Origin of the sequence: Sphingopyxis terrae subsp. terrae NBRC 15098, from assembly GCF_001598815.1 — a bacterium.
In the GTDB taxonomy this organism is placed as follows: Bacteria; Pseudomonadota; Alphaproteobacteria; order Sphingomonadales; family Sphingomonadaceae; genus Sphingopyxis; species Sphingopyxis terrae.
The window spans coordinates 120,406-146,605 of record NZ_BCZQ01000008.1; the positions used below are offsets into that span (position 1 = coordinate 120,406).

The window sequence follows — 26,200 nt, forward strand, 5'->3', positions numbered from 1 at the left end:
ATGGGTCACGGATTCGATACCGCGCGGCTGGACCGCATTCCCGCCTTTCTCGACGCCAAATATGTCGGCGCCGGCCGCCTGCCGCATGCGGCGACGCTGGTGTCGCGGCGCGGCGAGATCGCGCATCTGTCGTGCATCGGCGAGGCGCGTCCGGGCGAGGCGCTGAAGGAGGATGCGATCTTCCGCATCGCCAGCATGACCAAGCCGATCACCAGCACCGCCTTCATGATGCTGGTCGAGGAGGGCAAGGTCGCGCTGTCCGACCCGCTGGTCAAATTTTGCCCCGAGTTCAAGGACACCGGCGTCTTCGTTGCGGGCGGCGGCAATGTGCCCTTCCTGACCCGGCCGCCGGTGCGCCCGATCCTGATGGTCGACCTGCTGCGCCATACCGCCGGCCTCACCTACAGCTTTCAGGAGCGCACCCCCGTCGACGCCGCCTATCGCAAGACCAAGATCGATGATTTCGATGCCGATTATACGATGGACAGCTTCATCGCGGGGCTCGCGAAAATTCCGCTGCAGTTCGATCCCGGCGCGCACTGGAATTATTCGATGGCGACCGACGTCCTAGGCGCAGTGATCGAGCGAATCGAGGGCAAGCCCTTTGCCCAAGTGCTGCAAGAGCGCATCTTCGGCCCCCTCGGCATGGTCGATACCGGGTTCAAGGTGCCTGCGGACAAACAGCATCGGCTGACCGACTGCTACGCCTTCGACCCGAAGGACAAGATGAAGGGCTTCGACAGCGGCGACCGTAGCCGCTGGGCAAAGGACCGCAGCTTTCATTCGGGCGGCGGCGGGCTCGTCTCGACGCTCGCCGACTATCACCGTTTCTGCCTGATGCTGCTCGGCGGCGGCAAGCTGGACGGCACGCGGATCATCAGCCGCAAGACGCTCGCCCTGATGACCGCGAACCACCTCGTCGGCGGCGGAGACCTGACGCAGCATAGCGTCGGCATCTTTTCCGAGGACGAAAATGCCGGGGTCGGCTTCGGGCTCGGCTTCGCGGTCACGCTCGACCCGGCGGCGGCGGGCATTCCCGGTTCGGCGGGCGATTTCTATTGGGGCGGCATGTTTTCGACCGGCTTCTTCGTCGATCCGATCGAAGAAATCTGCATGGTGTTCATGACCCAGCTCATGCCCTCGTCCACCTATCCCGTGCGGCGCGAGGTCAAGACCCTCGTCCACGCCGCGATCGACGACTGAAATGATGTATATGTTCGAATGAAAATGCCTGTGTCCCCGCGAAGGCGGGGACCCATCTCCTGACGGTGCCAAATCGTGCCGTCCGGTGATGGACCCCCGCCTTCGCGGGGGCACAAGGCTTTGCTGACAGGCTTTAGATTGAGAGGAGCTTTCCCATGTCCGATGAAACCCCCGTTTCCGTCACGATGCAGAAGGATGGCGAGATCGCCGTCGTCATCGTCAACAATCCCCCGGTCAACGCCCTGTCGTGGCATGTCCGGCAGGGGCTGAAGGATAATTTCGAAGCCGCGCTTGCCGATGACGGCGTCAAGGCGATCGTGCTGCGCTGCGATGGCGCAACCTTCATCGCCGGCGCCGACATCAGCGAATTCGGCAAGCCGCCGCGCGGTCCCGATTTCAACGCCGTACTCAACATGATCGAAGCCGCGACCAAACCGGTCGTCGCCGCGATCCACGGCACCGCGCTCGGCGGCGGCCTCGAAACCGCGCTCGTCTGTCATTATCGCGTCGCGGTCCCGTCGGCGAAGCTCGGCGTGCCCGAGGTGAAGCTGGGCCTGCTGCCCGGCGCGGGCGGCACGCAGCGCCTGCCGCGCGTCGTCGGGGTCGAAGCCGCCGCGACGATGACCTCGCTCGGCGACCCCGTCCCCGCGCCACGCGCGAAGGAGATGGGCCTTGTCGACGAACTGGCGGGTGAGGACAGCCTTGCCGCCGACGCGATCGCCTTTGCCCGCGCCAAGATCGCCGACGGACCGCGTCCGACGCGCGAGCGCGCCGTGTTCGGCGACGTCGGCGTCATCGAAAAGCTGAAGACCGCGAACGCGAAGCGCTGGCGCGGGTTCGAGGCGCCTTATGCGAACCTCGCCTGCGTCGAGGCGGCGACGCGCCTGCCCTTCGACGAAGGGCTCGCCTTCGAACGCCAGGAATTCATGAAGCTGATGATGGGCAGCCAGTCGGCGGCGCAGCGCCACATCTTTTTCGCCGAACGCCAGGCGGCGAAGATCGACGGCCTGCCCAAGGACACGCAGCTGCGCGACATCAAGAAGGTCGGCATCATCGGTGCCGGCACGATGGGCGGCGGCATCATGATGAATTTCCTGCAAAAGGGCTTTCCCTGCACCATCGTCGAGATGCAGCAGGAAGCGCTCGACCGCGGTCTGGGCGTGGTGCGCAAAAATTATGATGCCAGCGCCGCGAAGGGCCGCTTCAAGCCCGAACAGGTCGATCAGATGATGGGGCTCATCACCCCCGCACTCGAACTCGACGCGCTCGCCGACTGCGATCTCATCATCGAGGCGGTCTACGAGAATATGGACGTCAAAAAGGACATCTTCGGCAAGCTCGACAAGATCGCAAAGCCCGGCGCCATTCTGGCGTCGAACACCAGCTACCTCGACGTCAACGAGATTGCGGCGTCGACGAGCCGACCCGGCGACGTGCTCGGCATGCACTTCTTTTCGCCCGCCAATGTGATGAAGCTGCTCGAAGTGGTGCGCGGCGACAAGACCGCGCCCGACGTGCTGGCGACCGCGATGGCGATCGGCAAGAAGATCGGCAAGGTCGCCGTCGTCGCCGGCGTCTGCCACGGCTTCATCGGCAACCGCATGCTCGCACCGCGCCAGATCGAGGCGCAGAAGCTGTTGCTCGAAGGCGCGACCCCGGCGCAGGTCGACAAGGTGCATGTCGATTTCGGCATGCCGATGGGACCGTTCCAGATGAGCGACCTTGCCGGCGTCGACATCGGCTGGCACCGCGACCCGAACCGGATCGAAAGCATCCGCGACGCGCTGTGCGCCGAGGGCCGCTGGGGCCAGAAGAAGCAGGCGGGCTTCTATGACTATGACGACAAGCGCAATCCGTCGGAAAGCCCGCGCGTTGCCGAGATCATCGAGGAGTTCCGCCAGAAGGCGGGCATCCAGAAGCGCGAGATCAGCGATCAGGAAATCGTCGAACGCACGCTCTATCCGATGGTCAACGAAGGCGCCCTGATCCTCGCCGAAGGCAAGGCACAGCGCGCGAGCGACATCGATGTGGTGTGGATCTATGGCTATGGCTGGCCGGTCTATCGCGGCGGTCCGATGTTCTGGGCTGGCCTCGAAGGCACCGACAAGATCGCCGCGGCGCTGGAAAAGCACGGCTTCACGGTGGCACCGCTGCTCGCCGAGAAGGCCGCGGCGAAAGCGGGCTTCTAAGCCAGAACGAAACGAAGAAAGGGCCGCCTGTCCCCGCTTGGGTCAGGCGGCCCTTCTTTTCTCAAAATCACGGCGACCGCCCGCAAAAACAGCAGCGATTCAGGGTTAAGATCATGGCGGCATCGGCCGTTAGGGCAGAGCATGAATGCCATGTCCTTCGCCCTCGCCCTGCTCGTCGCCGCGGGCGCACCGACGGCGGCGCAAGCCCCGCCGCCGCAGGCAAGCGCCGTGGGCATCGCCCGCGCGCGCATAGTGGCACCCGCAGAGGTGCGGCGGGTGAACGGCCGGCTGGAATTGCGCGCCGGCGACAGCAAAGCGCCCACGCAAGTGCATCGCACCAAAAGGCTCGATGGCGGCGAGACAGCGGATTTTTATTGAAATGGTGCCGGGCCGAAGTGGGTCCGGTTATCGACCGAACTCCGTCATTCAAAATGACCGGAGCGATTCCCGTTTGCGGACATTCGCCCGTTGGATAAAAGCGAGAAATGACAGAGCACGCCTCCTCCCGGTTTGGCCGTTTTGTCGAAAAAATCGCGAGCAGGATCGCCGTTATCGGGGCGATCTGTATTTCTGTGGCGCTTGCCTCAGTGCCATTAGGATTAGAGTATAGCATACCGCTCTACATGGCTGCGGGGGCGATGTTTCTCATCGCTGAGCTTTTCATTGTGCGGTGGATGTTTGGTAAGGGGATGAGATCGACCAAGGATTTAGGGTTCGAGTCGAACAGGCAGGCCCTAAAATATGGACTATTCATGCAAGGGATGGATTGGCGTCTTTCTGCGGTCGCCGTTTACGGGCTGCTTGCTTCTATTGTCCTTGGCTTTCTTGGCATAGGACAATTCGTATCTGGAGCGATGCTGCTTTCATTTGCAACTTTTGGGGCAGTTGCCCAAGCTATGCGGCTCAACTGCTTTTGGCCAGCGGACGCCAAAACCTGACGGTCCGCTCTCCACCCCAAATCGGCCATCCGCTCTCCGACTGGCGACCTTCCGTACGCAAAAAGATGCCCCGGCTGTGGGGAGCCGGGGCATCCGATCAGGCTATTAAAGGGACCAACCAAATATAGCCTGAGATGTTTGCGATGTTCCGCGCTTAGCGCAGCAGGTTCATCACACCCTGGGCGCTCTGGTTCGCCTGGGCGAGCATCGCCGTCGAAGCCTGCGACAGGATCTGCGCCGCCGCCAGCTTCGTCGATTCAGCCGAGAAGTCGGCATCTTCGATGCGCGAGCGCGATTCGTCCAGATTGGTGACACGCGACGTCAAATTATCGACAGCCGCTTCAAGACGGTTCTGCTGCGCACCGAGGTTGGCGCGTTCGCCGGCGACCGTGGTGATCGCGGTGTCGAGCGTCGCCAGTGCACCGGTCGCGTTGGAAGCCGTGGCAACCGAAAGCCCGTTGACGCCCAGCGTCGTCGCATCGAGCTTGCCGATCGTGATGTTCACCTTTTCACCGGTGTTGATGCCGGTCTGGATATCGAAGCCTGAGGTGACGCTGCCGTCGAGCAGTTTGTTGCCGTTGAACGTCGTCTGGCCGACGATGTCGCCGATCTGCGAGATCAGCGCGGTAACTTCCTTCTGCACCAGACCGCGGTCGTCATCGCTGAGAGTACCGGTCGAAGCCTGCATCGCCAGGTCGCGCATACGAACCAGGATGTCCGAAACGCTGCCAGCAGCGCTGTCGGCGGTCTGCGCCAGCGAAATGCCGTCGTTGGCATTGCGGATCGCCTGGGTGAAGCCGCGCGAGGCAGCCTGCATGCGAGTTGCGACGGCGAGGCCGGCGGCGTCGTCCTTGGCGCTGTTGATGCGCTTGCCGCTCGACAGACGTTCCATAGCCTGCGACTGCATGCGATTGGCAACACGCGAGCTGTTCTGGGCGCGAAGCGCGCTCACATTGGTGTTGATGACAGTCATAATGTTCCTTTCCGGCCCCTTGGCCATTCCCGTGGTGTGAGGGCTCAGCGAGCGGTCACGAAAGCTGTAACGGCGGCGGCGGCGGCGGATTAAGCCGGCGCGTCAAAAAAACGCCGCGGAGCGCGGGGCGCGACAGAAGCACTCTATCAAACATCTGTTTTTCAACGAAAAGAATTTTTGGCACGGGCTTTGCATTACTCTTTGTGCGTGCGGCGAACCGCCGCGCACCAGGACGGATGAAAGCTTATGAGCACGATTGACCAGAGCCGACTGCTGCAAATGCGCAGTTCGATTCTCAATCAGAACCAGGCGCTGCAACGCGCCGCCGGCGGCGCGGCTGCGGGCGGCGCCGCGGGTGCCGGTGCGGCACCCGATTTCGGATCGGCGATCGCCAGCGCACTGCAGCAAGTGAATACCCAGCAGGCGAAGGCGAGCGACCTCAGCGAAGCCTATGAACGCGGCGACACGCACGACATCGTCAGCGTAATGATCGAACGCCAGAAGGCCTCGCTCGGCTTCGAAACCACGTTGCAGGTCCGCAACAAGCTGCTGTCCGCCTATCGCGACATCATGAACATGCCGGTGTAATCCATGGCCGAAGCTCAACTCCTTGCCCCCGTTGCCGATACGAACCGGCTGCCCCTCCCCGCGATGGGTGGCCGCTTTGCGCCGGTCCAGCAGTTCGTCCGCCAGCCCGCCGTCCAGCGCGCCCTGCCCGCGATCGCCACGACGACCGCGATCGGCCTTGCCGCGCTCGCCTATTTCATGACCCAGTCGGCGCCGCAGGCGCAGCTCTTCGCCGGGCTCGACGACAGCGACAAGGCCGCCGTCGCCGACGCGCTCCAGTCGCAGGGGATCGGCCACACCATCGATCCGACGACCGGCGCGCTGACCGTCGATGCCGACAAACTGTATCAGGCGCGCATCGCGCTCGCCGGGCAGGGATTGCCCAAGGCGCAGCCGAGCGGAGACAGCCTGATCGCCTCGCTCCCGATGGGGTCGAGCCGCGCGATCGAAGGCGAAACGCTGCGCTCGGCGCGCGAAGCCGATCTTTCCCGCACGATCGAGACGATCGACGCGGTCAAGACCGCGCGCGTCCACATCGCCGCCGCCGAACCCAGCCTGTTCGTCCGCGACGACAAGCCCGCCACCGCGTCGGTGATGCTGACGCTGCAGAACGGCCGCAGCCTCAGCGACGCGCAGGTTCAGGGCATCCGCTTCCTCGTCGCCTCTTCGGTTCCCGGCATGAACGCCGACGAGGTCCAGGTGATCGACCAGCGCGGCGCCCTGCTTTCCGACGGCGCCAGCAGCGGCGACATGAAGAGCTTCCAGCTTCAGATGCAGATGGAGGACCGTTTCCGCCGCGCGCTCGAAACGCTGCTCGGCCCGATGCTCGGTTCGGGCAATTATTCGGTCGAGGTCCACGCCGACGTCGACATGTCGGAAAGCCAGGCGACGCGCGAAAGCTTCCCCGAGAACGACCGCGCGCTGCGCACCGAACAGGTGAGCCGGGTCGTCAGCGGCCAGAGCACACCGCCCGCCGTCGGCATCCCCGGCGCGCTGTCGAACCAGCCGCCGCAGGCAACTACGGTTACGAACAATGCCCCCGCGCCGACGCCCGCCGGCGCGCCGACCACCGACACGCAGAGCAACGAAAATTCGGCCCGCGCCTATGAGGTCGGCCGCGAAATCTCTGTCACGCACCAGCCACAGGGCCGCCTGAAGCGCCTGTCGATCGCGGTCGCGCTCAACCAGGGTCAGAAGGCGCTGACCCAGGCCGACCTCGCCAAGATCGAGGGGCTGGTGAAAGGCGCGGTCGGATATGACCAGACGCGCGGCGACGTCGTCGCGATCAGCCAGCGTCCCTTTGCAAAGGTCGACGATGTCCCTCCAGCCTTCTACGACCAGCCGTGGTTCATGCCGCTCGCCAAGCAGATCGGCGCCGTGCTCGCTGCGCTGCTCGCCTTTCTGTTCATCGGCCGTCCGATGATCAAGTCGGCCAAGCAGCGCGCCGCCGCGCGCGCCGAACGCGATGCCGAAATCGAACAGTCGCTGCTCACCGCCACCGAAAACCGCGCCGCGCTCGACGCGCCGCGCGGCGGCAGCGCAATCACGCTCGAGATGATCGAGGCCGCGCCAAGCTATGAAGCGCGCGCCAATCTGGTCCGCGCCTTCGTCCGCCAGGATTCGGCGCGCGCCGCGCTCGTCGTCCGCCAGCTGATGCAGGAGGGCGCCCATGGCTGACGACATCGACGTCGCCGGCGAGATCGCACCCGCGGTCAGCCTGCGCCCCGCCATCGAAGGATCGGCCGCCGCCGCGATCCTGCTGATGCTGCTCGAGGAAGGCGACGCCGCCACGATCCTCAAGCATCTCGATCCCGATGAAGTGCGCCTTCTTGCCAAGGGCATGTTCGACGCCGCTAACGCCAGCGAAACGCAGATCGAACAGGCGCTCGACCAGTTCGTCGTGCGCAGCCGCGACGTCAGTGCGCTCGCCATCGGCGCCGAAACGCGTATCCGCACCGTCATCAATCAGGCGGTGGGCAATGTCCGCGCCGACAATATCCTGGCCGCGGTCGCGCCGCAGTCGAGCGCCGCGTCGCTCGAAATGTTGCGCTGGATGGATGTCGAGGCGATCAGCGCGCTGCTCGCCAGCGAACATCCGCAGGTCGGCGCGCTGATCCTGTCGGTGCTGATCCCCGACGTCGCAGCGCGCGCGATCGAAACGCTGGACGAAGTCCTGCAGGCCGATCTGGTGCTACGCGCGGCGCAGCTTACCACCGTCCCCGCCGCCGCGATCGAGGATCTGGAATCGGTGCTCGCCTCCGCCAATGTCGGCGGCCAGCGCGTCGCCAAGCAGCCGATCGGCGGCCCGAGCGACGTCGCGAAGATCATGAAGAAAATGCCCAAGTCGCTGTCCGAACGCACGATCCGCGCGCTCAAGAAGCAGGACAAGTTGCTCGCACAGGCGATCGAGGAAGAGATGTTCATCTTCGAAAATCTGCGCGAGCTCGACAAGAAGAGCATCGGCACGGTGCTGCGCTCGGTCGATGCCGCGATCCTTGCAGTCGCGCTCAAGGGCACCGACGCCGACATGGTCGATCTGTGCCTGTCGACGATGTCGCAGCGCGCATCGGAAACGATCCGCGACGAAATGGCCGAAATGACGATGGTCAAGCGCACCGACGTCGACGAAGCGCAGAAGTCGATCATGCAGATCGTCCGCCAGATGGCAGCATCGGGCGAGATCATGCTCGCGGGCGGGGGCGATGATTATGTCTGATCTCGCGGCCGAATCGACCGTTGCCGCGCTGGCGCATGCGATGGCGCGCGACGGCGGCTTTCGCCCGCTGCAGTTCGGCCAGCCGCGCAGCGCTCCGCTGACGCCGGTCGCCGAAGCGGCGGCCGAACCCGCCGACGACCCCTTTTCGCGCGGGCTTGCCGAAGGCCAGCGCCTCGCCGAAGCCGCCTTTGCGGTCGAACGCCAGCAATTGCTCGCGATGGTCGCCGCCGCCGAAGCGCTGCAGGACGAACCGAGCGAGGAACTGGCGCAGTTGATCGCCGAAACGGTCGAGCGGCTCGTCCGCCAGATCGTCGAAGCGGCGCCGATCGAGGCCGACTGGCTGCGCGCGCAGGCCGAAACCGCCGCCGCGATGGTCGCCGAAGCCGACAAGGCGCGCACCCTGTGGGTCAATCCCGCCGACGCCGTGCTGCTCGTCGACGCGCCGATCGCGCTGCCGATCGAGAGCGATCCGTCGATGGCGCGCGGCACCGTCCGCGTCGAAACTTCGGCCGGCTGGATCGAACATGGCCGGGCGGTCTATCTCGACGAGCTGCGTGCCGCGCTCGGCAGCCAGGGCGCCGCCGCATGACGCGCCGCCTCGCCATGTCCGCCCGCCAGTTGCTCGACCCCGTCGATCTCAGCGACGCATCGCCGCGCCGCATCGGCACGCTCGTCGCGCACGAAGGCATCATGCTGGAAGTATCGGGCTTTCCCCAGCCGCTCGGCAGCAATGTCCGCATCAGGTCGGCGAACAACGAATATGTGAACGGCGAGGTCGTGGGCTTTCGCGGACACCGCAGTCTCGTGCTGCCCTTCGACACCAACATGCCGCTCGTCACCGGCGCGCCGGTCGAACCGCATGGCGCGTCGAGCATGGTGACGGTCGGCAAGGCGCTGCTCGGCCGCATCATCGACGCGCAGGGCAATCCGCTCGACGGTCGCCCGCCGGTAAAGTCGCAGTTCCAGTGGCCGCTCGCCGGCCGCAAGGTCAATCCGCTGCGCCGCGGCCGGGTGACCAAACCGCTCAACATGGGCGTGCGTGCGATCAACGGCCTGCTCACCGTCGGCGAAGGCCAGCGCGTCGCGATCATCGCGGGGTCGGGCGTCGGCAAGTCGGTGCTGATGGGCCAGATGATCGCAGGCACCGAGTGCGACGTGATCGTCGTCGGCCTGATCGGCGAGCGCAGCCGCGAGGTCAGCGACTTCGTCGAGACCAAGCTGCCGCCCGCCGTCCGCAAGAAATCGGTGGTCGTCGCGGTTCCCGCCGACCATCCGCCGCTGCTCCGCCTGCGCGCCGCGATGCGCGCGACCGCGATCGCCGAAGCCTTTCGTCAGGACGGCAAGAAGGTGCTGCTGCTGATCGACAGCTTGACCCGCGTAGCGCACGCGCAGCGCGAGATCGGGCTGACACTGGGCGAACCGCCGACGATGAAGGGCTATCCGCCCTCAACCTTCGCGCTCATCCCCTCGCTCGTCGAACGCGCGGGCAACGACCGCCTCACCGGCGGGTCCATCACCGCGCTCTACACCGTACTCGCCGATGGCGGCGACATCGAGGATCCGGTCGTCGATTCGGCGCGCGCGATCGTCGACGGTCATATCATCCTGTCGCGCCAGCTTGCCGAACAGGGCGTCTATCCCGCGATCGACATCGCCCGGTCGCTGTCGCGCACCATGGCCGATTCGGTCGATGCCGATCACGCCGCCGCCGCCGCGCGCTTCCGCCAGCTCTGGTCCGCCTATGAAGAGAATCGCGACCTCATGTTGATGGGCGCTTATGTCGCCGGCACCGATCCGGTGCTCGACACCGCCATCGCGCGGCGCGCCGACCAGCTTGCATTCGTTACCCAGCCCGCCGGCGCCCAGGTCGATTTCCAGACCGCACGCCAGTCACTCATCGAAGGATATTCTGCATGACCGCTCGCACCGCACGCCGCAAACGTATCATTCGCGTGCGCACCGTCGAACATCAGATGGCGGAGGCCAATCTGGCGCGCGCCAATGGCGAGCTTGCGAGCCTCGTCGAGCTGTCGCGCCGCCTCGAGGCGCTGCGCGCCGACCTCGCGGTCGCCCGGGGCGTCGTCGCGGGCCGCGCGCTCAATACGGTCGGCGAGCTCGGCGTGCGGCTCGACATGGCGAAGGAAAATCTTGCAACCCCGCTGGTCAACGCCAGCGCGCGCCGCGACGAAATGGGCGTGCTCGCGCAGAGCGCGCTGATGAAGGAAGAATCGGCGGTGCGCCTCTATGAACGCAGCCGCAAGTCGGCCGAAGTCGAGATGGAACGCCGCGCCGACGCGAACCGCCCGCACCGCCGCCGCACGATGAGCCTGCGCCTGGTCGAAGGCGGCCCGGAATGATGCCCGGTCTGCCCCAGAGCGCGAGCCAGCCCGGCTTCGCGGCCTTTCTGGCCAATATCGGCCAGGCGCCGGCCAGCGGCACGGGCGAGGACGGCGGCTTCAGCCAGCTCCTCGCCGCGCTTCCCGGAGCCGCGACGATTGGCAAGACCGGCACGCCCGGCGCTGCGCCGATCGGCGATACTCAGGCGACGGCGACGGCCGCGAGCGTGATCGCGCTCGCCGGGGCCGGAGCGGCAGGCGCAGCGGCGCCGACAGCGGATGCCGTGCCGGCTACGGCCGCCAACCCCGACGGCACCCCCGCCGCCGAGACGCCGCACGTCGTGACACCCGATTTCGCCGCCATCGTCGGCGGCAAAAAACTCGCCACCGATACCAAGGCGGCACCCGCCGCCGATACCGAAGCGGCGCCCGCGATCCCGGCCGACGACACGTCGCCCAAGGCCGCACCCAAGCGTGCCGGCCCGGACGTCCCGCAACCCGATGCGCAGGATGCCGCGGCCCACGCCGCCACCCTGCTCGCCGCCCTCACCGGCAACCCCGCCAAGCCAGCCGCCACCGATCCGGCGAAGGCCGGCACCGGCGATGCCGATGCCGAAGCGACCGATGGCGCGCCCGCGACCGACACCGTCACGACGGCAGAGACGACGCTTCCTGCCGCGCCGCTGCCCGTCAATCCGGCGCCTGCCGCCGCGAATGGCGTGGCGCCCGAAGCCTCCGCGCCGGTTGCTAACAAGCCCGCGAAGGCTGCCAAGCCTGCACTTGCCCCGGCCGCGCCGCAAGGCCGCGACGCCCCCGCCGCACCCGCGGTAACGCCTGCGAAGGCCGAGAGCGCCACCGCTACGCCGGCGCCCGCCGCCGAACCCGCGGCCAAGCCGATCCGTGCCGAAGGCGGGGCTTCCATGACCGTGCTGTTCAATCAGCCCGCCGCGTCCGGCGCCACAAGCATCGGCGCCCCGGCGCAGGCGGCGCCGCTCGCCGAACGCACGCTCGACTTGACGAGCGACGATCGCTGGATCGCGCAGCTCGCCGCCGATATCGCCGCGACCAAATCGGACAAGGGCGACCTCAGCTTCCGCCTGATGCCGCGCCACCTCGGCCGGCTCGACGTCGCGATGAAACTCGACGGCGACGGCGTGTCGATGAAGCTCGACACCCAGCATGAAAGCACCGCCGCGATCGTCGCCGCCGCACAGCCGCGACTGGTCGAAGATCTCCGCCAGCAGGGCGTCCGCGTTGCCGGTGCCGAAGTGACCTGCACCCCCGATCAGGCCGGGCGCCCGTCGCTCGCCCAGGGTCAGGGACAGGGCCAGAACCAGGGACGCGGCGCTGCGCCCGACGCGAGCCATTTGATCGAAACCGCCAATGATCGCGCCGACGCGCGCGATGACGACAGCGCCGCGAACCGCCGCGGCCGCTTTGCCTGATATCGAAAGGAACCGACGAGATGAGCAAGGACAAGGCCCCCGAAGCAGCGCCCAAGAAGGGCGGCAAGATGAAGAAGCTGCTGGTGGTCGGCGTCGGCGGAACCGCGCTGATCGGCGCCGGTGCTGGCGCGGGCATCTATCTGGGTGGCGGCCTCGGCGAGCATAAGGCGACGCCGCAGGACAATTACCCCAAGCTGGTCGTACGCAGCGAAAAGGAAGAAGCGGCCTCGGGCGAGGGCGGCGAAGGCGGCGGTGCGCCGGCACTGAAGGTCGGCACCGTCTCCGTTCCCAACGATCATTACAAGGTCGATCCCCGCAAATATGAGATCACCTATTATCCGATCGAACAGCCCTTCACGACCAATCTGGCCGACGGATCGGGCTTTCTTCAGGTCGGGATCAGCCTGTCGACCTATTATGACGGCAAGCTGATCACCAACATCAAGCGGCAGGAGGTGCCGATCCGGTCGGCCGTCCTGATGACGCTTGCCGAACAGGATCCGGCGCTGCTTTCGACGTCGCAGGGCAAACAGCGGCTTCAACGCCAGTTGACCAATGCGATTAACCAAGTACTGCGCGACAAGGAGGGGTTCGGGGGCATCGACAATGTCTATTTCACAAGCTTGGTGATTCAGTGACGCTAAACGCCAAACCCGTAGCGGCCGCAGACGCCGCGGCGCGGCAGGAGGCCGACGCGCAGGCGTCGCTGCTGCTCCGCCGGTCGGAGGGCAGCTATGCCTTTCCGCTGCTCGACGCCGTGAGCAACCAGTTCGCGCGCAGCCTGCGCGATCTGGTGCGCGCGCTCGGCGCGCCGCTCGTGCAGATCGAGCGCGCGCCCGCGGAAACGATGCGCTTTGCCGACTGGTGCGCCGTCGTCGAACCGGCGATTTTCTGGCGCTATCACGCGCCGCCGCTCAAGGGGCCGGTGCTGATCACCGGCGGCCGCGCGCTTGTCCTCCAGCTCGTCGACATCTTTTACGGCGGCAAGGGCCAGCCCGCGGGCGAGCGCGAGGATCTGACCGACGCCGAAGAACGCTTTGCCGCGCGCCTCGGCCGCGACATGGGGTTGCAGCTCGCCGCCGCGTGGCGCGACAAGCACCCGATCGATCCCGAACTCGATTTCGTCACCACCGAAAGCGCCAAGCTCGCCGCGGTGCGCGCCGACGACGAACTGCTCGTCCAGCGCTTCACGCTGCGCGGCGCGCCCTTCGATGGCAAGACCGTAATGTGCGCTTATCCGCAGGCGGCGCTGCGCGGAATCGCGGGCGCTGAACCGGTGCCCGAAATGCGCGACCTGCCGCAGACCGATCCTGTCTGGTCGAACGCGCTCAACAAGGCACTCAAGGACGTCCGCCTGCCCGTGCGTTCGGTCCTCGCGCGTCCCGAGATCAGCCTTGTCAAACTTCTGTCGCTCGAAGTTGGCGACATCATTCCCATCACCATGCCGCGCCAGGTGCCGGTGACCGTCGCTGGGCGCAAATTCGCGCTCGGCAGCATCGGCGAAGCCAATGGCAACGCCGCCATCATGATCGATCAAATCGAAAAAGGACCGGACAATGACTGACCTCAGCGACGCGCCCGCGGCGCCGCAGCGCGACCGCCGCGAAGGCAAGACGATTGCCACCGCCCCCAATTTCGACCTGCTCGCCGGCGTTTCGCTGCGTGTCTCGGTCGAGGTCGGATCGACGTCGATGACGCTCGCCGAGCTGCTCACGATGACCGAAGGCAGCGTGATCGAACTCGACCGCGCGGCGACCGACCTGCTCGACATCTATGCCAATGGCACGCTGATCGCGAAGGGCGAGATCGTCAGCGTCGAGGGCCGCTACGGTATCCAGGTCGCCGAAGTCGTCGCGCCCGACCGCGGCATCGCCGGCTTCGACCGGAGGGCCTGATGCTCGAATATATCCTGCGCCTGCTGATTCTGCTGCCGATCGTCGGCGGCATGGCCTGGGGCAGCCTGTGGCTGTGGAAGCGCGTCCAGATGGGCGTGCCGCTGGGCGGCGGCGCGAAACAGGATCGGCCGGTCGACCTTGTCGGCGTGCTCCCCCTCGGTCCGGGGTCGAAGCTCGCGGTCGTCGAATTTGCCGGGCAACAGATTTTGATCGCGGTGTCGCGCAACGGCATCACGCGCCTTGCCGACAACAGCCAAGGCGATTTTCATGTCGACTGACGCCGCCCCGGCGCGCAGCCGCTGGCTGCGCCGCGCGGCGGTTGCCGGCGGCATCGCGCTGTTCGTCGCCGCGGCGCCTGCGGCGCATGCACAGGCGGCGGACGGCCTGACCCGCGCGGTCGGCGAAATCGGCGGCGACGGCCGCCCGCTCAGCCTGTCACTGCAGATCCTGCTGCTGATGAGCTTGCTGACGGTGCTGCCGTCGCTGCTCCTGATGATGACCAGCTTCACGCGCATCATCATCGTGCTGTCGATCCTGCGCCACGCACTCGGCCTGCAACAGACGCCGCCAAACCAGGTACTCGTCGGGCTCAGCCTCTTCCTGTCGCTGTTCGTGATGCAACCGGTGCTCAGCGAGGTGAACCGCGTCGCGATCACCCCTTATGGTCAGGAACAGATCGACATCGGCGAGGCGGTCGTGCGGTCGGGCGATGCGCTCCACGGCTTCATGATGAAGCAGACGCGCAAGACCGACCTGATGATGTTCGCCAAGATCGCCAAGGCGCCCGAATATGCGAGCCCGAAGGACGTCCCCTTTTCGATCCTGCTGCCCGCCTTCGTCACCAGCGAACTCAAGACCGCCTTCCAGATCGGCTTCCTGATCTTTCTGCCCTTCCTCGTCATCGACCTGATCGTCGCATCGGCGCTGATGTCGCTCGGCATGATGATGCTGTCGCCGACAGTCATATCGATGCCGTTCAAACTGCTGCTCTTCGTCCTCGTCGACGGCTGGGCGCTGACGATGGGGTCGCTCGCCTCGTCGTTCGGGACATAGGGCGATGGAGGCCGATTATTTCATCGGTGTCGCACAGCAGGCGCTGTGGATTCTCGCGCTCGCCTCGGCGCCGATCCTGATTCCGGTGCTCGTCATCGGCGTGCTGCTCGGCATGGTCCAGGCGGCGACCTCGATCAACGAACAGACGCTCAGCTTCGTACCAAAGCTCATCATCACCGCCATCTGTCTGGCGATCTTCGGCAGCAGTATCCTGGTCCTGCTTACCGATTTCACCCGCGACCTGTTCGCCCAGATACCCAATCTGGTCCGATAGGGCCGCGATGAACCCGGCCGATATCCCGAATATCGAGGCGATGCTCCAGCTTTGGATGCTGGGGATGATCCGCCCCGGCGCCGCCTTTCTGGCCGCGCCGGTGTTCGGGGCGACGAACGTGCCGGTGCAGCTCCGCCTCGTCATCGCGCTCGCCGTCGGCGTTCCGGCGGTCGCGGCATCGGGGCTCCATCTGCCGCCCGAAGGGCTCGTGTCCTTCACCGGCCTGCTCCTCGTCGCGGGCGAGGTCGTGATCGGGCTCGCGATCGGCTTCGTGCTCCAAATGGGGCTCGCCGCGGCGCTGCTCGCGGGCGAGGCGATCAGCAACGCCATGGGCCTCGGCTTCGCGGCAATGGTCGATCCGATGAGCGGGCAGATGAGCTCGGCGGTCGGCCAGTTCCTCTCGATGCTCGCCACCGCGCTGTTCCTGGCGGCGAACGGTCATCTGCTGCTCATCGAGATCATCGTGCAGAGCTATAATGCGCTGCCACCGGGCAACGCCTTTCCCTCCTATGGCGCGATCGAAGGCATCTTGCGCTTCGGCAGCCTGATGTTCGCGGCGGGGCTGACCATCGCCCTGCCCGTCGGCTTCGTGCTGATCATGGTCCAGATGGTGATGGGCGTCATCGGGCGCTCGGCCCCGGCGATGAACCTGTTCGCGGTCGGCCTGCCGGCGACGCTGCTTGCCGGGGTCATCCTGCTCGGCATCGCGACCCCCGCGATGGCCGAGGCGATCGCCCGCTTCCTGTCCGATGCGCTCGACATGGCGCGCCTGCTCGCGGGGGGCTAACGATGGCCGAACAGTCGGACAAGGACCAGAAAACCGAACAACCAACCCCGAAAAAGCGCGCCGACGCCGCGCGCGAGGGCGATGTGCTGATGTCGCGCGAACTCGCGACCGCGCTGATGATGCTCGCGGGTGCGGGCTGGCTTTTTGCCGCGGGCGGCTGGCTCGTCCAGTCGGCGGGCGACCTCATGAAACGCGGCCTGACGCTCAGCGCCGACGACGTCGCGCATTTTGCGCCGGGCGAAGCGGTGATGCGCAACGGAGTCGAAATTCTGCTGCCGCTCGGCAGCCTGTTCGCGCTCGCCTTCGTCGCTGCGATCGCGGCGCCCGCGATGCTCGGTTCGCTCGGCTGGCGCGGCAAGGCGCTCAATTTCAAGGGCAACCGCATCAATCCGCTGAATGGCCTCAAGCGCATCCTCGGGCCGCAGGGGCTGATCGAACTGGTCAAGTCGATCGCCAAGGTGCTGCTGCTCGGAACGATCGGCTATTGGCTGATCGCGGTCAATCTGCCCGCGATCATGACCATGGCGTCGACCGATCTCAATGCCGCGATCGGGCTCGCAGGCAGCGCCATCGGCCATTCGATGCTCGCGATGGCGGGCGGGCTGGTGGTGATCGCGCTGATCGACGTTCCCGCCCAATGGTATCAGCGCAACCGGCGGCTGATGATGACCAAGCAGGAAGTCAAAGAGGAGATGCGCCAGTCGGACGGCGCCCCCGAGCTCAAGCAGGCGCAGCGCCAGCGGGCGCATGAAATATTGAGCGGGTCGGCGCGCAAGGCGGTGACCGACGCGACGGTCGTGCTCACCAACCCGACGCATTTCTCGGTCGCGCTGCGCTATCGTCCCGGCGTCGATGCAGCGCCGGTGGTCGTCGCCCGCGGGCGCGGCGATGTCGCGCTGGCGATCCGCGAGCTTGCCCGCGGCGCCGACATTCCGATTCTGGAATATCCGCAACTCGCCCGTGCGATCTATTTCACCGTGCGCGCCGGGCGGACGATTCCCGAAGAATTGTTCGTCGCCGTCGCCACGATCCTCGCCTTCGTGTTCCAGCTCGAACGCGCGGTCGCCGAGGGACGCAGCCAGCCCGATGTCGAGATTCCGGTGTCGCACCAATTCGATCCCGACGGGCGCCGGCAGGGCTGATTTCGCGCTTAATGTCGCGCGCGCGCGGCCGTTAAGAAGAGCGAAGGATATTTGCCATGGCTCTCACTTCCATTGCCAGTTCGCTCGGCGCCGGGTCGGGGATCGACATTCCCAAGCTTGTCGATGATCTTGCGGCTGCCTCGCGCGAGCCCAAGGTTACGCGGCTCTCGACGCTGGCGCAGCAGAATCAGGCGCGGATCAGCGCCGTTTCGCAGGCGCGATCGAACCTTGAAGGCTTTGCCGATTCGCTGGCGCAAATGGTGTCCGACGGCACCTTGCGCAGTACGCCGACGGTTTCGGACGAAAGCGTGATTTCGGCAACGACGCGCGCCGGTATCAACGCCGACAGCTTCTCGGCAACGGTGGTCGTCGACCAGCTCGCCCGGGCGCAGACCGCCTATTCGGCGGTGGTCGCCGACAAGACGGCGGCGATCGGGACCGGCACGATGACGCTCAGCGTCGGCGGCACCGACCATGTGATCACGATCGACAGCACGAACAACAGCCTCGAAGGGCTGGCAAAGGCGATCAACGCCAGCGGCAGCGGCGTATCGGCCTCGATCGTGTCCGACACTGGCGGCAGCCGGATCGTGCTCAAGGGCGCGACGGGAGCGGCGAACAGCTTCACGCTGACTGCCGACGCGGGCGCCGATCCGGCGCTCGCGGCGTTCGGCTATGGTGCAGGCGGCGGCATGACGCTCGGCCAATCGGCGACCGATGCCCAATTCACGATCGACGGCGTGGCCTATAGCCGCAGTTCCAATATCGTCGACGACGTGATTCCCGGCATGTCGCTCACGCTTAAAAAGGCATCGCCAGGCCAAGAGGTGGATGTGGGGGCAAGTCGCCCGCTCGACATGATCCGGCAGACGGTGAAGGATTTCGTCGACGTCTATAACCAGCTCAAGAAGAGCATCACCGACGCCGCCGCGATGTCGGGTGACACGCGCGGCCTGCGCGAGCTCGAGGGCCAGTTGCGCGGCATGATGTCGCAAACGCTGACCAGCAGCGGCACCTACACGACGCTCGCCGACATTGGCATCTACACGAACAAGGACGGCCTGCTTGCCGTCGATCAAACCCGGCTGGAAACCGCCCTGACGACCGACGCCGGCGCGGTCGAAGCATTGTTCAATCCGCCGCGCGACGGGGCGCATACCGACGTCAGCGATCCGGGCATCGCCGGTGTGCTTGACGCTCTGCGCGACAAGGCCGTGGGGACAGGCGGCGTCATCGATCGCGTCACCAGGACGCTCGATGCCAAGAGCAAGGATCTTGCCGACCAGCTCGACAAGGTCAACGAGCGCGAAGATGCCTATCGCGCGCGGCTGGAGAAAAAATACAGCACGCTCGACGCCAAGCTGGCAGCCTTCAAGGCGACCCAAGCCTATCTGGAACAGCAGATCCAGATGTGGAACAACCAGAACAGCAATAACTAAGGGTTTTCGCCGTGCCTGCCACCGCCTCGATCGTCCGCGCCACCGGCACCTACCGCCGGCTGCAGCAGGAAAGCCGCGCCGAGGGCGCCGACCCGGTCGAGCTCGTCGCCATGCTCTATGACGAGCTGGAGACGGCGGTCGGCGTGCTCGGATCGATGGCGCGACAGGGACAGCGCGTCTCCGCCACCGACCCCGCGCACCGCGCGCGCGCGATCCTGATCGGACTCGACGCCAATCTCGATCATAGCGCGGGCGGCGATGTCGCCGCGGCGCTGTCGCGCGTCTATCGCAGCATGCGACGCAAGCTCGATGAGGCGATCGCCGCCAATCGCGAAGACGGCTTTGCCGAGGTGCTCGACGGCATCCGTACGATCGCCGAGGCTTGGCGCCAGCTTCGCTGACGCGCCCGCGTCGTCTCTTCATTATCGATCGGTAAAAAAGGGTTCGGCACCGGTCGCGGCCCGCGCCGTCGCTATAAGTGGGGACAAGCGACGACGGGGGTGGGGTGCGACCGGTGCCGAATTCAGCGGCGCCGAAACTGGTGGGGTAGTTTTCAGGCGGCCTGCTGCTGAACTCCATATTTGCGCATCTTTTCGATCAGCGTCGTGCGCTTGAGCGACAGGAGGCGGGCAGCCTCCGAAATGATGCCGTCGGCAAGGTCGAGCGCGACGTGGATTTGTTCGAGTTCGATCGTCTCGATCTCGCGCTTTAGGTCGATCGGCTGACCCGGCGCGGGCTTTTTCGCCTGCGCGCCGGCGGCCGCCGGGATGTCCAGCCCGCCGGCTGGCACCGCGACCGTACCCGTGGGGAGGATCGGCCGCGGTGCCAGCGCTGCGGTGGGGTTCAAAAGCATCGCGACATCGTCGCAGCCGAGCGTTTCGCCGCCGAACAGGACGCTGGCGCGCTCGACGAAATTACGCAGTTCGCGGACATTGCCCGGCCAGCGGTGCTGCATCAGCATCGCGATCGCGGCGTCGTCATAGCGGCACTTGGCGTCGGCCGGCATCTTGCGCTGGAAATGGCGGATCAGCGCGGGAATATCCTCGACGCGGCTCGCCAGGCTCGGCACCTGCAGGACGACGACGCCCAGGCGGAAGAAAAGATCTTCGCGGAATTTGCCTTCGGCGATCGCCGCGCCCAGATCCTGGTGCGTGGCCGAAATGACGCGGACGTCGACCGGGCGGACCTCGCTGCTGCCGACGCGGACGATGGTGCGTTCCTCGAGCACGCGGAGCAGCTTGACCTGCATGTCGAAGCGCATGTCGCCGATTTCGTCGAGGAAGAGCGTGCCGCCGCTGGCGACTTCGAAATGGCCGATACGGCGCGCCGTGGCGCCAGTGAACGAGCCCTTTTCGTGGCCGAAAAGTTCGGATTCGATAAGTTCGCTGGGGATGGCGCCGCAGTTGATCGCGGCGAAGGCCTTGCCGGCGCGGACGCCTTCGTCGTGGATGGCCCGGGCGACCAGTTCCTTGCCCGATCCCGATGGACCGCACAGCATGACCGAGGCATTCGACCGCGCCACCCGGCGGATCATCTCGCGCAGCTGGCTGACCGCCGGGCTGTTGCCGATGATCAGCGCTTCGAGCGCTGCGTTATTGCCCTTGTTCTGCCCCACCTCAGTCATTTTCGTCTCCATGGCGCCCCCCATGGCGCCTTTCCGATGAGCCGAGAGATTGAGGAAAATGGTAAACGAAAGATTATCCAAGCTATTACAACCCATTGAAAACAAAGGGTTATTGCCAATTTGGCAGCAATGGCGGCTCAATTGCGCGGTTAAGGATTTATCTTACTGCCAATCTGGCACTAATATTTGGCCGCGCTGCCCCAGCCGAGCGTGATCGAGATGCGCCGGTTGCGCGGGTCGAAGCGATTCGACGGGACATAGGGTTCGCGATCGGCGACCCCTTCGATACGCGAGAAGCGGTTTGAATCGATCCCGCGGAACTGGAGATAGTTGCGCACCACCTCCGCCCGGTCGACCGACAGCCGCCAGTTGTTGGTGCCCGCGCCTGCCGACCAGGGTGCCGCATCGGTGTGACCGCGGATCATCAGCTGGTTCGGAACGCCCCCGATCGCCTCGGCCACTTCCTGGAACAGCCGCACGCCTTCGGGCGTGAGCTGGCTCGTTCCCATCGTGAACATCGAGAAATCGGCATCATCGACGACGTCGATGCGCATGCCGTCGACGGTCTGGGTAAAGCGCAGGTTGCGCGCGAGGCGGCGCAGATCGCCCTTGCGCTGGACACGCTCGGCGAGCGATTTCGCGACCTGCTGGAACTTCTTGGTTTCCTGTTCGCGGCCCGAAGCCTCTTTGGGTCCGCCGACAACGTCGCGCGGGATCGTGATCGACCGCGTCCCCGTCTGCCCGGCGCGATGCGGATAATTGTCGGCCGAAACGATCGAATCGCCGCCGAACATGCCGTTGGACCCGGCGCTTTCCTGCTTGGTCTGGACGATCGTCGGCGCGAAATAGTCGGCAAGCGCCTTGCGCTGCTTTTCGGTGGTGGCGCCCAGCAGCCACATGAGCAGGAAGAAGGCCATCATCGCGGTCACGAAGTCGGCATAGGCGACCTTCCACGCACCGCCATGATGGCCGCCATGGCCCCCCTCGATCACCTTTTTGACGATGATCGGCCGCGGCGGCGTGTTGGGACGCGCGGCCATCAGCGGCCCCGCATTCCGTCAAAGACCTCGGCGAAGCTCGGCTGGTTCGAATGTTCGACCCCCGAACGCGCCGCTTCGATGACGAGTGGCTGCGGGTGGCCGTGGAGCGATGCGATGATGAGCTGCTTCACCGTGTGATATATGGCGCCGTCGCTTTCGATCACGCTTTTCGCGCGCGTCGCGAACGGGCCGACGAGCCCGTAGGCGAGCAACACGCCGAGGAAGGTGCCGACGAGCGCCGAACCGATCATCCCGCCCAGAATTTCCGGCGGCTTGTCGATCGAGCCCATCGTCTTCACCACGCCAAGCACCGCCGCGACGATGCCGAGCGCGGGCAGCGCGTCGGCGAGATTCTGCAGGCCGTCGGCCGGCTTCATCGCGTGGTGGTGGTGGTTCTTCACCGCATTGTCCATCACGTCCTCGACCGCATGCGGATCGAGCGTTCCCGACGACACGACGACCAGGCGCAACGTATCGCAGATCAGGTGGACGAGCGTGCTGTCCTTGAGCAGCCTGGGATATTGCTGGAAGATGGGCGAGCTTTTCGGGTCTTCGATATGCGGTTCGACCGCGACCGGTCCTTCGGTGCGCATCATCTTCATCAGCGAGGACACGAGCAGGATGACGTCGAGATAATCCTGCTTCTTGTACTGCGGCCCCTTGAACACCTTGCCCAGCCCGCCGGCGAGCGCCTTCAGGTCGGCGCCCGAATTGCCGATGATCAGCGATCCGACCGCGGCGCCGCCGATGATGAGCATTTCGTGCGGCAGCGCGTGCATGACGGGGCCAAGATTGCCGCCCGTCAGCGCGAAACCCCCGAACACCAGCAGGATCAGTACGACGATGCCGATTACGGGAAACATGCGCGCTCAACTCCATCCGGACCCGCCCGGGGTCCGCCTAAACAGGGACGTCTCTTATGCTTAACGGCAGCGGCGCCGGAAACTTGAGGCCGCTCAGCTCAAAAGATCGAACAAACTCTGCCGGTTGATCTTGGCAAAGGCCGCCTGCGCGGCGCCGAGCGTCAGATCGGCAGCGTTGAGCTGCGCGATCGCAACCGAAAGATCGGTATCCTCGACCGACGAGCGTTCGTCGGCCAGCGTCACGCCGCGCGCGGCAAGACTGTCGCCGATCCGCTCGAGACGGCCGGCAGCGAGGCCTATGGCGGCGTTCTGGTCAGCGGTGTGGTTGATTGCGGTGTCGAGAGCGGTCATCGACCCGCCCATCGCCGTCTTGTCGCCTGCCGCCACCGCGGCCGCGGCATCGCGGACGAAAGTCGACAAGCTCGTCCCGCTGACGGCCAGGGCGTCGGCCGCAGATGGCACCGGGGCGAATACCGTGTCCGAATCGAACCGCATTGCGCGCGCATTGCCGGTTGCGAAAAGCGGTTCGCCGTTCGCATCGCGCGTCGCGGCCAGCCCGTCGATCTGGTCGGCAATCGCGCTCAATTCCGCGGCGATCGTCGCGCGATCGGCCGGACTCGCGGTGTCGCTCGCCGCATTGAGCGTGAGTTCCCGAGCGCGGGTGAGCAGATCGCTCGTCGATTCCAGAACACCGTCGGCCTGCGCGGCGAGCGCCTTGCCGGTGTTGATGTTGGTCGCCCAGGTGTCCATCGCCGCTTGGGTCTTGCCGATCGTCGCGATCCGCTTCGACGCCACGACATCGTCGGACATGCGCTGGAGCCGTTTGCCGGTCGAGACCTGGATCTGCAGCTTTTCGATCTGTTCGGCGAGCTTTGACTGGCGCGCGATCTCGCGCGTCATACGGTTGCCGGTGGCGTTAATCATCGTTCTGCCCCTTGTGGCTCATGGCCCCAAATCCTTCGCCTACACCGCGTTCAGCAGTGCCTGCATCGTGTCGCGCGCGACCTGGATCGTGCGCGCCGCCGCCGAATAGGCTTGCTGGAAACGCAGCAGATCGGCCGCCTCGCGGTCGAGATCGATTTCGCTGACCGCGCTGCGTGCCGCCGAGGCGGCGTCGCGGCGGGTCGTCGCGGCGGCGTCCTGCGCGCGCGCCGATGCGGTCGCCTGCGCCTGCGTCGCCATATGCGCCGCCCAGGCGCTTTCGGGGTCATTCGACCCGCGCATCCCGCCGATCGCAAGCATATTGCCGTTGCTGCTCGTCGCATCGGCCGCCGCGACCTGTGCGGTCGTCAACGGCGCCGCGGCCAGTGTCGCAGCGCTGCCGACGCCAGCGAACAGCGGCTGGCCCGGATTGCCATTGGCATCGACGCCCGCCTGGTGTGCGGCATTGACCTGGTTCGCGAACTGCGCCGACATGGTGTCGAGCCCTGCGCGCTGGTCAGCGACATGGTTCGCCGCCTCGGCCAGTCCGGCGAGCGAGCCCGTCGCGGTCGTGAACGGCGATCCGCCGATACTGTAGGACAGCCGGCCGTCGGCCGCAGCGCTGACCGAAATCGGCGTCACGACGCCGCCGCCGACCAGCGTATCGCCGGTCGCCGTTGCGGTCAGCGTCACCGCGCCATGGCTGTCGAAGCTCGCGGTGACGCCGGCCTGCGTCGAAAGCTCGTCGAGCAAACGGTCGCGCTCGTCGAGCAGCGATGCCTCGTTGGTCGATCCCGGGCGCGCCTTGCGCAGCCCGATGTTGATCTGTTCGAGGGCGTTCAAATTGGTGTTGAAGCTATCGACTTCGCCCGCCGCGGCGCTCGAAATCCCGTCGGCCATGCTCGAAAGCTGGCCCGCCGCGGTGCGGAAGCCCGACGCGACATCGTCGACCGATTGCAGAAACTGCGCCCGCAGCGTCGGGTTCGACGGATCGGCGGTGAGCAGATCGGCAGTGTTGAACAGCTTGCCCAGCCCGGTTGCGATCCCGTTCGAATCGTCGCTCATTGCGGCCTCGACCTTGTTCATCCAGTCGAGTTTGGTCGCCGAGCGCTCGGCGTCGCCCGACGAAATGCGCGAATCCTGAATGAGCCACTGGTCGACCGAACGCGTCACGCCCTGGATCGCCACGCCGCCCGGTTTGATCGAGCTGCGATAGAGCGGCATGTTGCTCGCCGCCTGATTCTCGACCAGTTCGAGCGTACGCCGCGCATAGCCGGGCGTCTGCGCGTTGGCGATATTGTCGCCGATCGTCGACAGCGCGCGCGAATAGGCGCGTAGGCCGCTGGCGCCGATGTTGAGAAGGTCGCTCACTGCGCGCCTCCGACCCGGGCGCGGAACTGCGCCTCGACCATGTCGGCGATGCCGAACTGGCGCATCGCGGCGATGCTGTCTGCGGTCTTGGCGTCGGCCATTTCGCGAAAATTGTCGGTCGCGCTCGATCCGAAGATGTCGTCGCCCAGCTTGGCCTGCCGCATCGACGAGAGGAGCTGACGCAGGATGACCGCCTCGAAGGATTCGGCCGCCTTGCGCAATCCGCCGTCGCCGCTGCCGGCCCCGGCGGGGGCGGCACTGGCGGCGGGGGCGCCGATCGAAGAAAGAGGTGTCGTCATATGATCACCAGTTCCGCAGTGAGCGCGCCGGCCTGGCTCAGCGCCTCGAGGATGGCGACAAGGTCGCCGGGAGGAACGCCCATGCGATTGATCGCATCGACGAGCTCGGAAAGCGATGCGGTGGGCTTCACCATCATCACCGGACGATATTCCTGGTCGACGCCGATCTCGCTCGACTGTTCGACCGTCGTTTCCCCGCGGCTGAACGGTGCGGGCTGCACCACCGTGGGCGATTCCTTGACCGAGACGGAGAGCTTGCCCTGCGTCACCGCCGCGGTGCCGACCCGGACCGCGCCGTTGATAACGACCGTTCCGGTGCGCGCATTAACAATGACTTTGGCGGGCGGTTCGGCGCGGATAACCTCGAGATTCTCGATTCGGGACATCAGGCGCATGCGATCGTCGCCGCTGCCGCCGGCGCGAATCGAGATGCTCGCACCGTCGAGCATCGTCGCCGCACCCGGCCCGACCGCACGGTTGATCGCATCGGTTACGCGCTGGGCGTTAGTCGCATCGAACTGGTGGAGGTTGAAGGTCAGCTGGTCGCCATAGGCAAATCCCGTATCGACCGCGCGCTCGACTGTCGCGCCGCCGGCGATCCGTCCGCTCGACGGCACATTGACCGTCAGCTTGGAACCGTCGGCGGCGTCGACCCCCAGACCGCCGATGACGAGGTTACCCTGCGCCATCGCGTAAATCTGTCCGTCCGCGCCATAGAGCGGCGCGAGCACCAGCGTGCCGCCGCGCAGGCTCTTGGCCTTGCCGATCGCCGACACGGTGATGTCGAGCCGCTGGCCAGGCTTGGAAAAGGGCGGAAGTTCGGCGGTGACCATCACCGCAGCCGCATTTTTGAGCGCCGGGTTAACCCCGGCAGGAAGCGTCATGCCAAAGCGCGACATCGCGCCCTTCATTCCCAGCGTCGAATAATCGAGGCTGTCGTCGCCCGTTCCGGCGAGGCCCACGACGATGCCATAGCCGGTAAGCTGGTTGGCGCGCAGGCCCTGGAACTGGCCCATGTCCTTGATCCGCTCGGCCGACGCCGGCGCCGCGAAGCCGAAGCCCGCGATCAGCAGGAGGAAGAGGGCGAGAAGGGTGGGACGCTTGGTCACGGCACTATCCTTTAAA

General features: G+C 66.0%; 29 protein-coding genes. 21 read left to right on the plus strand and 8 right to left on the minus strand.

The features are described from left to right. The 4 genes from STE01S_RS06420 to STE01S_RS06435 all read left to right on the plus strand — a co-directional run bounded on the left by STE01S_RS06420 (position 1) and on the right by STE01S_RS06435 (position 4,330). A complete protein-coding gene (locus STE01S_RS06420) occupies positions 1–1,203 on the plus strand; it encodes a serine hydrolase domain-containing protein (RefSeq protein ID WP_062766097.1) in 1,203 nt (400 codons plus the stop codon). A gap of 155 nt (positions 1,204–1,358) precedes the next feature. Beyond that, on the plus strand, positions 1,359–3,392 hold the full coding sequence (locus STE01S_RS06425; RefSeq protein ID WP_062766100.1) for a 3-hydroxyacyl-CoA dehydrogenase NAD-binding domain-containing protein: 2,034 nt from the start codon (positions 1,359–1,361) through the stop codon (positions 3,390–3,392). 150 nt (positions 3,393–3,542) lie between these two features. Further along, on the plus strand, positions 3,543–3,770 hold the full coding sequence (locus tag STE01S_RS06430; RefSeq protein WP_255265896.1) for a hypothetical protein: 228 nt from the start codon (positions 3,543–3,545) through the stop codon (positions 3,768–3,770). Positions 3,771–3,877: 107 nt separating this feature from the next. Then, positions 3,878–4,330, plus strand: coding sequence for a hypothetical protein (locus STE01S_RS06435; RefSeq protein WP_062766106.1), 453 nt, complete (start codon positions 3,878–3,880; stop codon positions 4,328–4,330). A gap of 154 nt (positions 4,331–4,484) precedes the next feature. Here the strand turns inward: STE01S_RS06435 and STE01S_RS06440 are convergent, their stop codons facing one another. Then, positions 4,485–5,303 (minus strand): flagellin N-terminal helical domain-containing protein, encoded by an 819-nt coding sequence (locus tag STE01S_RS06440; RefSeq protein WP_062766345.1) that lies wholly within the window; start codon positions 5,301–5,303, stop codon positions 4,485–4,487. 246 nt (positions 5,304–5,549) lie between these two features. On the opposite strand from STE01S_RS06440, the gene fliE reads away from it, so the two are divergent. From fliE to STE01S_RS06525, 17 genes are read left to right on the plus strand one after another with little or no spacing between them, the layout of a single operon-like run. Further along, positions 5,550–5,891 carry a flagellar hook-basal body complex protein FliE gene (gene fliE, locus STE01S_RS06445; protein ID WP_003041419.1) on the plus strand — a complete coding sequence of 114 codons (342 nt, stop codon included), beginning with the start codon at positions 5,550–5,552 and terminating at the stop codon, positions 5,889–5,891. Positions 5,892–5,894: 3 nt separating this feature from the next. Then, entirely contained in the window at positions 5,895–7,547 is a 1,653-nt protein-coding gene (fliF, locus tag STE01S_RS06450) for a flagellar basal-body MS-ring/collar protein FliF (protein ID WP_003041421.1), read from the plus strand. Further along, positions 7,540–8,586, plus strand: a complete 1,047-nt coding sequence (locus tag STE01S_RS06455) for a flagellar motor switch protein FliG (protein ID WP_062766109.1) — start codon at positions 7,540–7,542, stop codon at positions 8,584–8,586. The genes fliF and STE01S_RS06455 overlap by 8 nt, the downstream gene beginning before the upstream one ends. Beyond that, positions 8,579–9,175, plus strand: a complete 597-nt coding sequence (locus STE01S_RS06460; RefSeq protein WP_062766112.1) for a FliH/SctL family protein — start codon at positions 8,579–8,581, stop codon at positions 9,173–9,175. Before STE01S_RS06455 ends, STE01S_RS06460 begins: the two co-directional genes overlap by 8 nt. Further along, on the plus strand, positions 9,172–10,503 hold the full coding sequence (locus STE01S_RS06465; protein ID WP_062766115.1) for a FliI/YscN family ATPase: 1,332 nt from the start codon (positions 9,172–9,174) through the stop codon (positions 10,501–10,503). The genes STE01S_RS06460 and STE01S_RS06465 overlap by 4 nt, the downstream gene beginning before the upstream one ends. Then, positions 10,500–10,943 carry a hypothetical protein gene (locus tag STE01S_RS06470; protein ID WP_003041429.1) on the plus strand — a complete coding sequence of 148 codons (444 nt, stop codon included), beginning with the start codon at positions 10,500–10,502 and terminating at the stop codon, positions 10,941–10,943. The genes STE01S_RS06465 and STE01S_RS06470 overlap by 4 nt, the downstream gene beginning before the upstream one ends. Continuing rightward, complete coding sequence (locus tag STE01S_RS06475) at positions 10,940–12,367, plus strand: flagellar hook-length control protein FliK (RefSeq protein ID WP_062766118.1); 1,428 nt, start codon at positions 10,940–10,942, stop codon at positions 12,365–12,367. The genes STE01S_RS06470 and STE01S_RS06475 overlap by 4 nt, the downstream gene beginning before the upstream one ends. Positions 12,368–12,387: 20 nt before the next feature. After that, on the plus strand, positions 12,388–13,005 hold the full coding sequence (locus STE01S_RS06480) for a flagellar basal body-associated FliL family protein (RefSeq protein ID WP_003041433.1): 618 nt from the start codon (positions 12,388–12,390) through the stop codon (positions 13,003–13,005). Next, the gene (locus tag STE01S_RS06485) at positions 13,002–13,931 is read left to right on the plus strand and encodes a flagellar motor switch protein FliM (RefSeq protein ID WP_003041435.1); all 930 of its coding nucleotides are present in this window, start codon (positions 13,002–13,004) and stop codon (positions 13,929–13,931) included. The genes STE01S_RS06480 and STE01S_RS06485 overlap by 4 nt, the downstream gene beginning before the upstream one ends. Beyond that, positions 13,924–14,262: a flagellar motor switch protein FliN gene (gene fliN, locus STE01S_RS06490; protein ID WP_062766121.1), complete on the plus strand. Its 339-nt coding sequence runs from the start codon at positions 13,924–13,926 to the stop codon at positions 14,260–14,262. Before STE01S_RS06485 ends, fliN begins: the two co-directional genes overlap by 8 nt. Then, positions 14,262–14,540 carry a flagellar biosynthetic protein FliO gene (locus tag STE01S_RS06495; RefSeq protein WP_003041439.1) on the plus strand — a complete coding sequence of 93 codons (279 nt, stop codon included), beginning with the start codon at positions 14,262–14,264 and terminating at the stop codon, positions 14,538–14,540. Before fliN ends, STE01S_RS06495 begins: the two co-directional genes overlap by 1 nt. After that, positions 14,530–15,315, plus strand: a complete 786-nt coding sequence (fliP, locus tag STE01S_RS06500) for a flagellar type III secretion system pore protein FliP (protein ID WP_062766124.1) — start codon at positions 14,530–14,532, stop codon at positions 15,313–15,315. Before STE01S_RS06495 ends, fliP begins: the two co-directional genes overlap by 11 nt. A gap of 4 nt (positions 15,316–15,319) precedes the next feature. Beyond that, positions 15,320–15,589, plus strand: coding sequence for a flagellar biosynthetic protein FliQ (locus STE01S_RS06505; protein WP_058812234.1), 270 nt, complete (start codon positions 15,320–15,322; stop codon positions 15,587–15,589). A 7-nt stretch (positions 15,590–15,596) separates the two neighbouring features. Continuing rightward, positions 15,597–16,376 carry a flagellar biosynthetic protein FliR gene (gene fliR / locus STE01S_RS06510; protein WP_003041447.1) on the plus strand — a complete coding sequence of 260 codons (780 nt, stop codon included), beginning with the start codon at positions 15,597–15,599 and terminating at the stop codon, positions 16,374–16,376. Between the two features lie 2 nt (positions 16,377–16,378). Continuing rightward, positions 16,379–17,518, plus strand: a complete 1,140-nt coding sequence (gene flhB / locus STE01S_RS06515) for a flagellar type III secretion system protein FlhB (RefSeq protein WP_062766127.1) — start codon at positions 16,379–16,381, stop codon at positions 17,516–17,518. Positions 17,519–17,574: 56 nt separating this feature from the next. After that, the gene (fliD, locus tag STE01S_RS06520; protein ID WP_062766129.1) at positions 17,575–18,957 is read left to right on the plus strand and encodes a flagellar filament capping protein FliD; all 1,383 of its coding nucleotides are present in this window, start codon (positions 17,575–17,577) and stop codon (positions 18,955–18,957) included. An 11-nt stretch (positions 18,958–18,968) separates the two neighbouring features. Further along, on the plus strand, positions 18,969–19,358 hold the full coding sequence (locus STE01S_RS06525; protein ID WP_062766132.1) for a flagellar export chaperone FliS: 390 nt from the start codon (positions 18,969–18,971) through the stop codon (positions 19,356–19,358). A gap of 152 nt (positions 19,359–19,510) precedes the next feature. Here STE01S_RS06525 and STE01S_RS06530 read toward each other — a convergent pair whose 3' ends face one another. The 7 genes from STE01S_RS06530 to STE01S_RS06560 form a co-directional block, all read right to left on the minus strand. Next, on the minus strand, positions 19,511–20,581 hold the full coding sequence (locus STE01S_RS06530; protein WP_120694154.1) for a sigma-54 interaction domain-containing protein: 1,071 nt from the start codon (positions 20,579–20,581) through the stop codon (positions 19,511–19,513). Positions 20,582–20,760: 179 nt separating this feature from the next. Further along, positions 20,761–21,621, minus strand: coding sequence for a flagellar motor protein MotB (locus STE01S_RS06535; RefSeq protein ID WP_003041462.1), 861 nt, complete (start codon positions 21,619–21,621; stop codon positions 20,761–20,763). Continuing rightward, positions 21,621–22,484 carry a flagellar motor stator protein MotA gene (gene motA, locus STE01S_RS06540; RefSeq protein WP_003041465.1) on the minus strand — a complete coding sequence of 288 codons (864 nt, stop codon included), beginning with the start codon at positions 22,482–22,484 and terminating at the stop codon, positions 21,621–21,623. Before motA ends, STE01S_RS06535 begins: the two co-directional genes overlap by 1 nt. 93 nt (positions 22,485–22,577) lie before the next feature. Then, positions 22,578–23,408 (minus strand): flagellin, encoded by an 831-nt coding sequence (locus STE01S_RS06545; RefSeq protein ID WP_003041471.1) that lies wholly within the window; start codon positions 23,406–23,408, stop codon positions 22,578–22,580. A gap of 39 nt (positions 23,409–23,447) precedes the next feature. Next, positions 23,448–24,776, minus strand: coding sequence for a flagellar hook-associated protein FlgK (gene flgK / locus STE01S_RS06550; protein ID WP_062766134.1), 1,329 nt, complete (start codon positions 24,774–24,776; stop codon positions 23,448–23,450). Next, the gene (locus STE01S_RS06555) at positions 24,773–25,075 is read right to left on the minus strand and encodes a rod-binding protein (RefSeq protein WP_082813241.1); all 303 of its coding nucleotides are present in this window, start codon (positions 25,073–25,075) and stop codon (positions 24,773–24,775) included. Before STE01S_RS06555 ends, flgK begins: the two co-directional genes overlap by 4 nt. Beyond that, positions 25,072–26,184 (minus strand): flagellar basal body P-ring protein FlgI, encoded by a 1,113-nt coding sequence (locus STE01S_RS06560; protein ID WP_003041478.1) that lies wholly within the window; start codon positions 26,182–26,184, stop codon positions 25,072–25,074. Before STE01S_RS06560 ends, STE01S_RS06555 begins: the two co-directional genes overlap by 4 nt. Between the last annotated feature and the right edge of the window lie 16 nt (positions 26,185–26,200).

What these genes read in the sequence shown, in the direction of transcription:
- STE01S_RS06420 (WP_062766097.1), top strand. Translation starts at nt 1, where the DNA reads ATGGGTCACGGATTCGATACCGCGCGGCTGGACCGCATTCCCGCCTTT.
- STE01S_RS06425 (WP_062766100.1), top strand. Translation starts at nt 1,359, where the DNA reads ATGTCCGATGAAACCCCCGTTTCCGTCACGATGCAGAAGGATGGCGAG.
- STE01S_RS06430 (WP_255265896.1), top strand. Translation starts at nt 3,543, where the DNA reads ATGTCCTTCGCCCTCGCCCTGCTCGTCGCCGCGGGCGCACCGACGGCG.
- STE01S_RS06435 (WP_062766106.1), top strand. Translation starts at nt 3,878, where the DNA reads ATGACAGAGCACGCCTCCTCCCGGTTTGGCCGTTTTGTCGAAAAAATC.
- STE01S_RS06440 (WP_062766345.1), bottom strand. Translation starts at nt 5,303, where the DNA reads ATGACTGTCATCAACACCAATGTGAGCGCGCTTCGCGCCCAGAACAGC.
- fliE (WP_003041419.1), top strand. Translation starts at nt 5,550, where the DNA reads ATGAGCACGATTGACCAGAGCCGACTGCTGCAAATGCGCAGTTCGATT.
- fliF (WP_003041421.1), top strand. Translation starts at nt 5,895, where the DNA reads ATGGCCGAAGCTCAACTCCTTGCCCCCGTTGCCGATACGAACCGGCTG.
- STE01S_RS06455 (WP_062766109.1), top strand. Translation starts at nt 7,540, where the DNA reads ATGGCTGACGACATCGACGTCGCCGGCGAGATCGCACCCGCGGTCAGC.
- STE01S_RS06460 (WP_062766112.1), top strand. Translation starts at nt 8,579, where the DNA reads ATGTCTGATCTCGCGGCCGAATCGACCGTTGCCGCGCTGGCGCATGCG.
- STE01S_RS06465 (WP_062766115.1), top strand. Translation starts at nt 9,172, where the DNA reads ATGACGCGCCGCCTCGCCATGTCCGCCCGCCAGTTGCTCGACCCCGTC.
- STE01S_RS06470 (WP_003041429.1), top strand. Translation starts at nt 10,500, where the DNA reads ATGACCGCTCGCACCGCACGCCGCAAACGTATCATTCGCGTGCGCACC.
- STE01S_RS06475 (WP_062766118.1), top strand. Translation starts at nt 10,940, where the DNA reads ATGATGCCCGGTCTGCCCCAGAGCGCGAGCCAGCCCGGCTTCGCGGCC.
- STE01S_RS06480 (WP_003041433.1), top strand. Translation starts at nt 12,388, where the DNA reads ATGAGCAAGGACAAGGCCCCCGAAGCAGCGCCCAAGAAGGGCGGCAAG.
- fliN (WP_062766121.1), top strand. Translation starts at nt 13,924, where the DNA reads ATGACTGACCTCAGCGACGCGCCCGCGGCGCCGCAGCGCGACCGCCGC.
- STE01S_RS06495 (WP_003041439.1), top strand. Translation starts at nt 14,262, where the DNA reads ATGCTCGAATATATCCTGCGCCTGCTGATTCTGCTGCCGATCGTCGGC.
- fliP (WP_062766124.1), top strand. Translation starts at nt 14,530, where the DNA reads ATGTCGACTGACGCCGCCCCGGCGCGCAGCCGCTGGCTGCGCCGCGCG.
- STE01S_RS06505 (WP_058812234.1), top strand. Translation starts at nt 15,320, where the DNA reads ATGGAGGCCGATTATTTCATCGGTGTCGCACAGCAGGCGCTGTGGATT.
- fliR (WP_003041447.1), top strand. Translation starts at nt 15,597, where the DNA reads ATGAACCCGGCCGATATCCCGAATATCGAGGCGATGCTCCAGCTTTGG.
- flhB (WP_062766127.1), top strand. Translation starts at nt 16,379, where the DNA reads ATGGCCGAACAGTCGGACAAGGACCAGAAAACCGAACAACCAACCCCG.
- fliD (WP_062766129.1), top strand. Translation starts at nt 17,575, where the DNA reads ATGGCTCTCACTTCCATTGCCAGTTCGCTCGGCGCCGGGTCGGGGATC.
- STE01S_RS06530 (WP_120694154.1), bottom strand. Translation starts at nt 20,581, where the DNA reads ATGACTGAGGTGGGGCAGAACAAGGGCAATAACGCAGCGCTCGAAGCG.
- STE01S_RS06535 (WP_003041462.1), bottom strand. Translation starts at nt 21,621, where the DNA reads ATGGCCGCGCGTCCCAACACGCCGCCGCGGCCGATCATCGTCAAAAAG.
- motA (WP_003041465.1), bottom strand. Translation starts at nt 22,484, where the DNA reads ATGTTTCCCGTAATCGGCATCGTCGTACTGATCCTGCTGGTGTTCGGG.
- STE01S_RS06545 (WP_003041471.1), bottom strand. Translation starts at nt 23,408, where the DNA reads ATGATTAACGCCACCGGCAACCGTATGACGCGCGAGATCGCGCGCCAG.
- STE01S_RS06555 (WP_082813241.1), bottom strand. Translation starts at nt 25,075, where the DNA reads ATGACGACACCTCTTTCTTCGATCGGCGCCCCCGCCGCCAGTGCCGCC.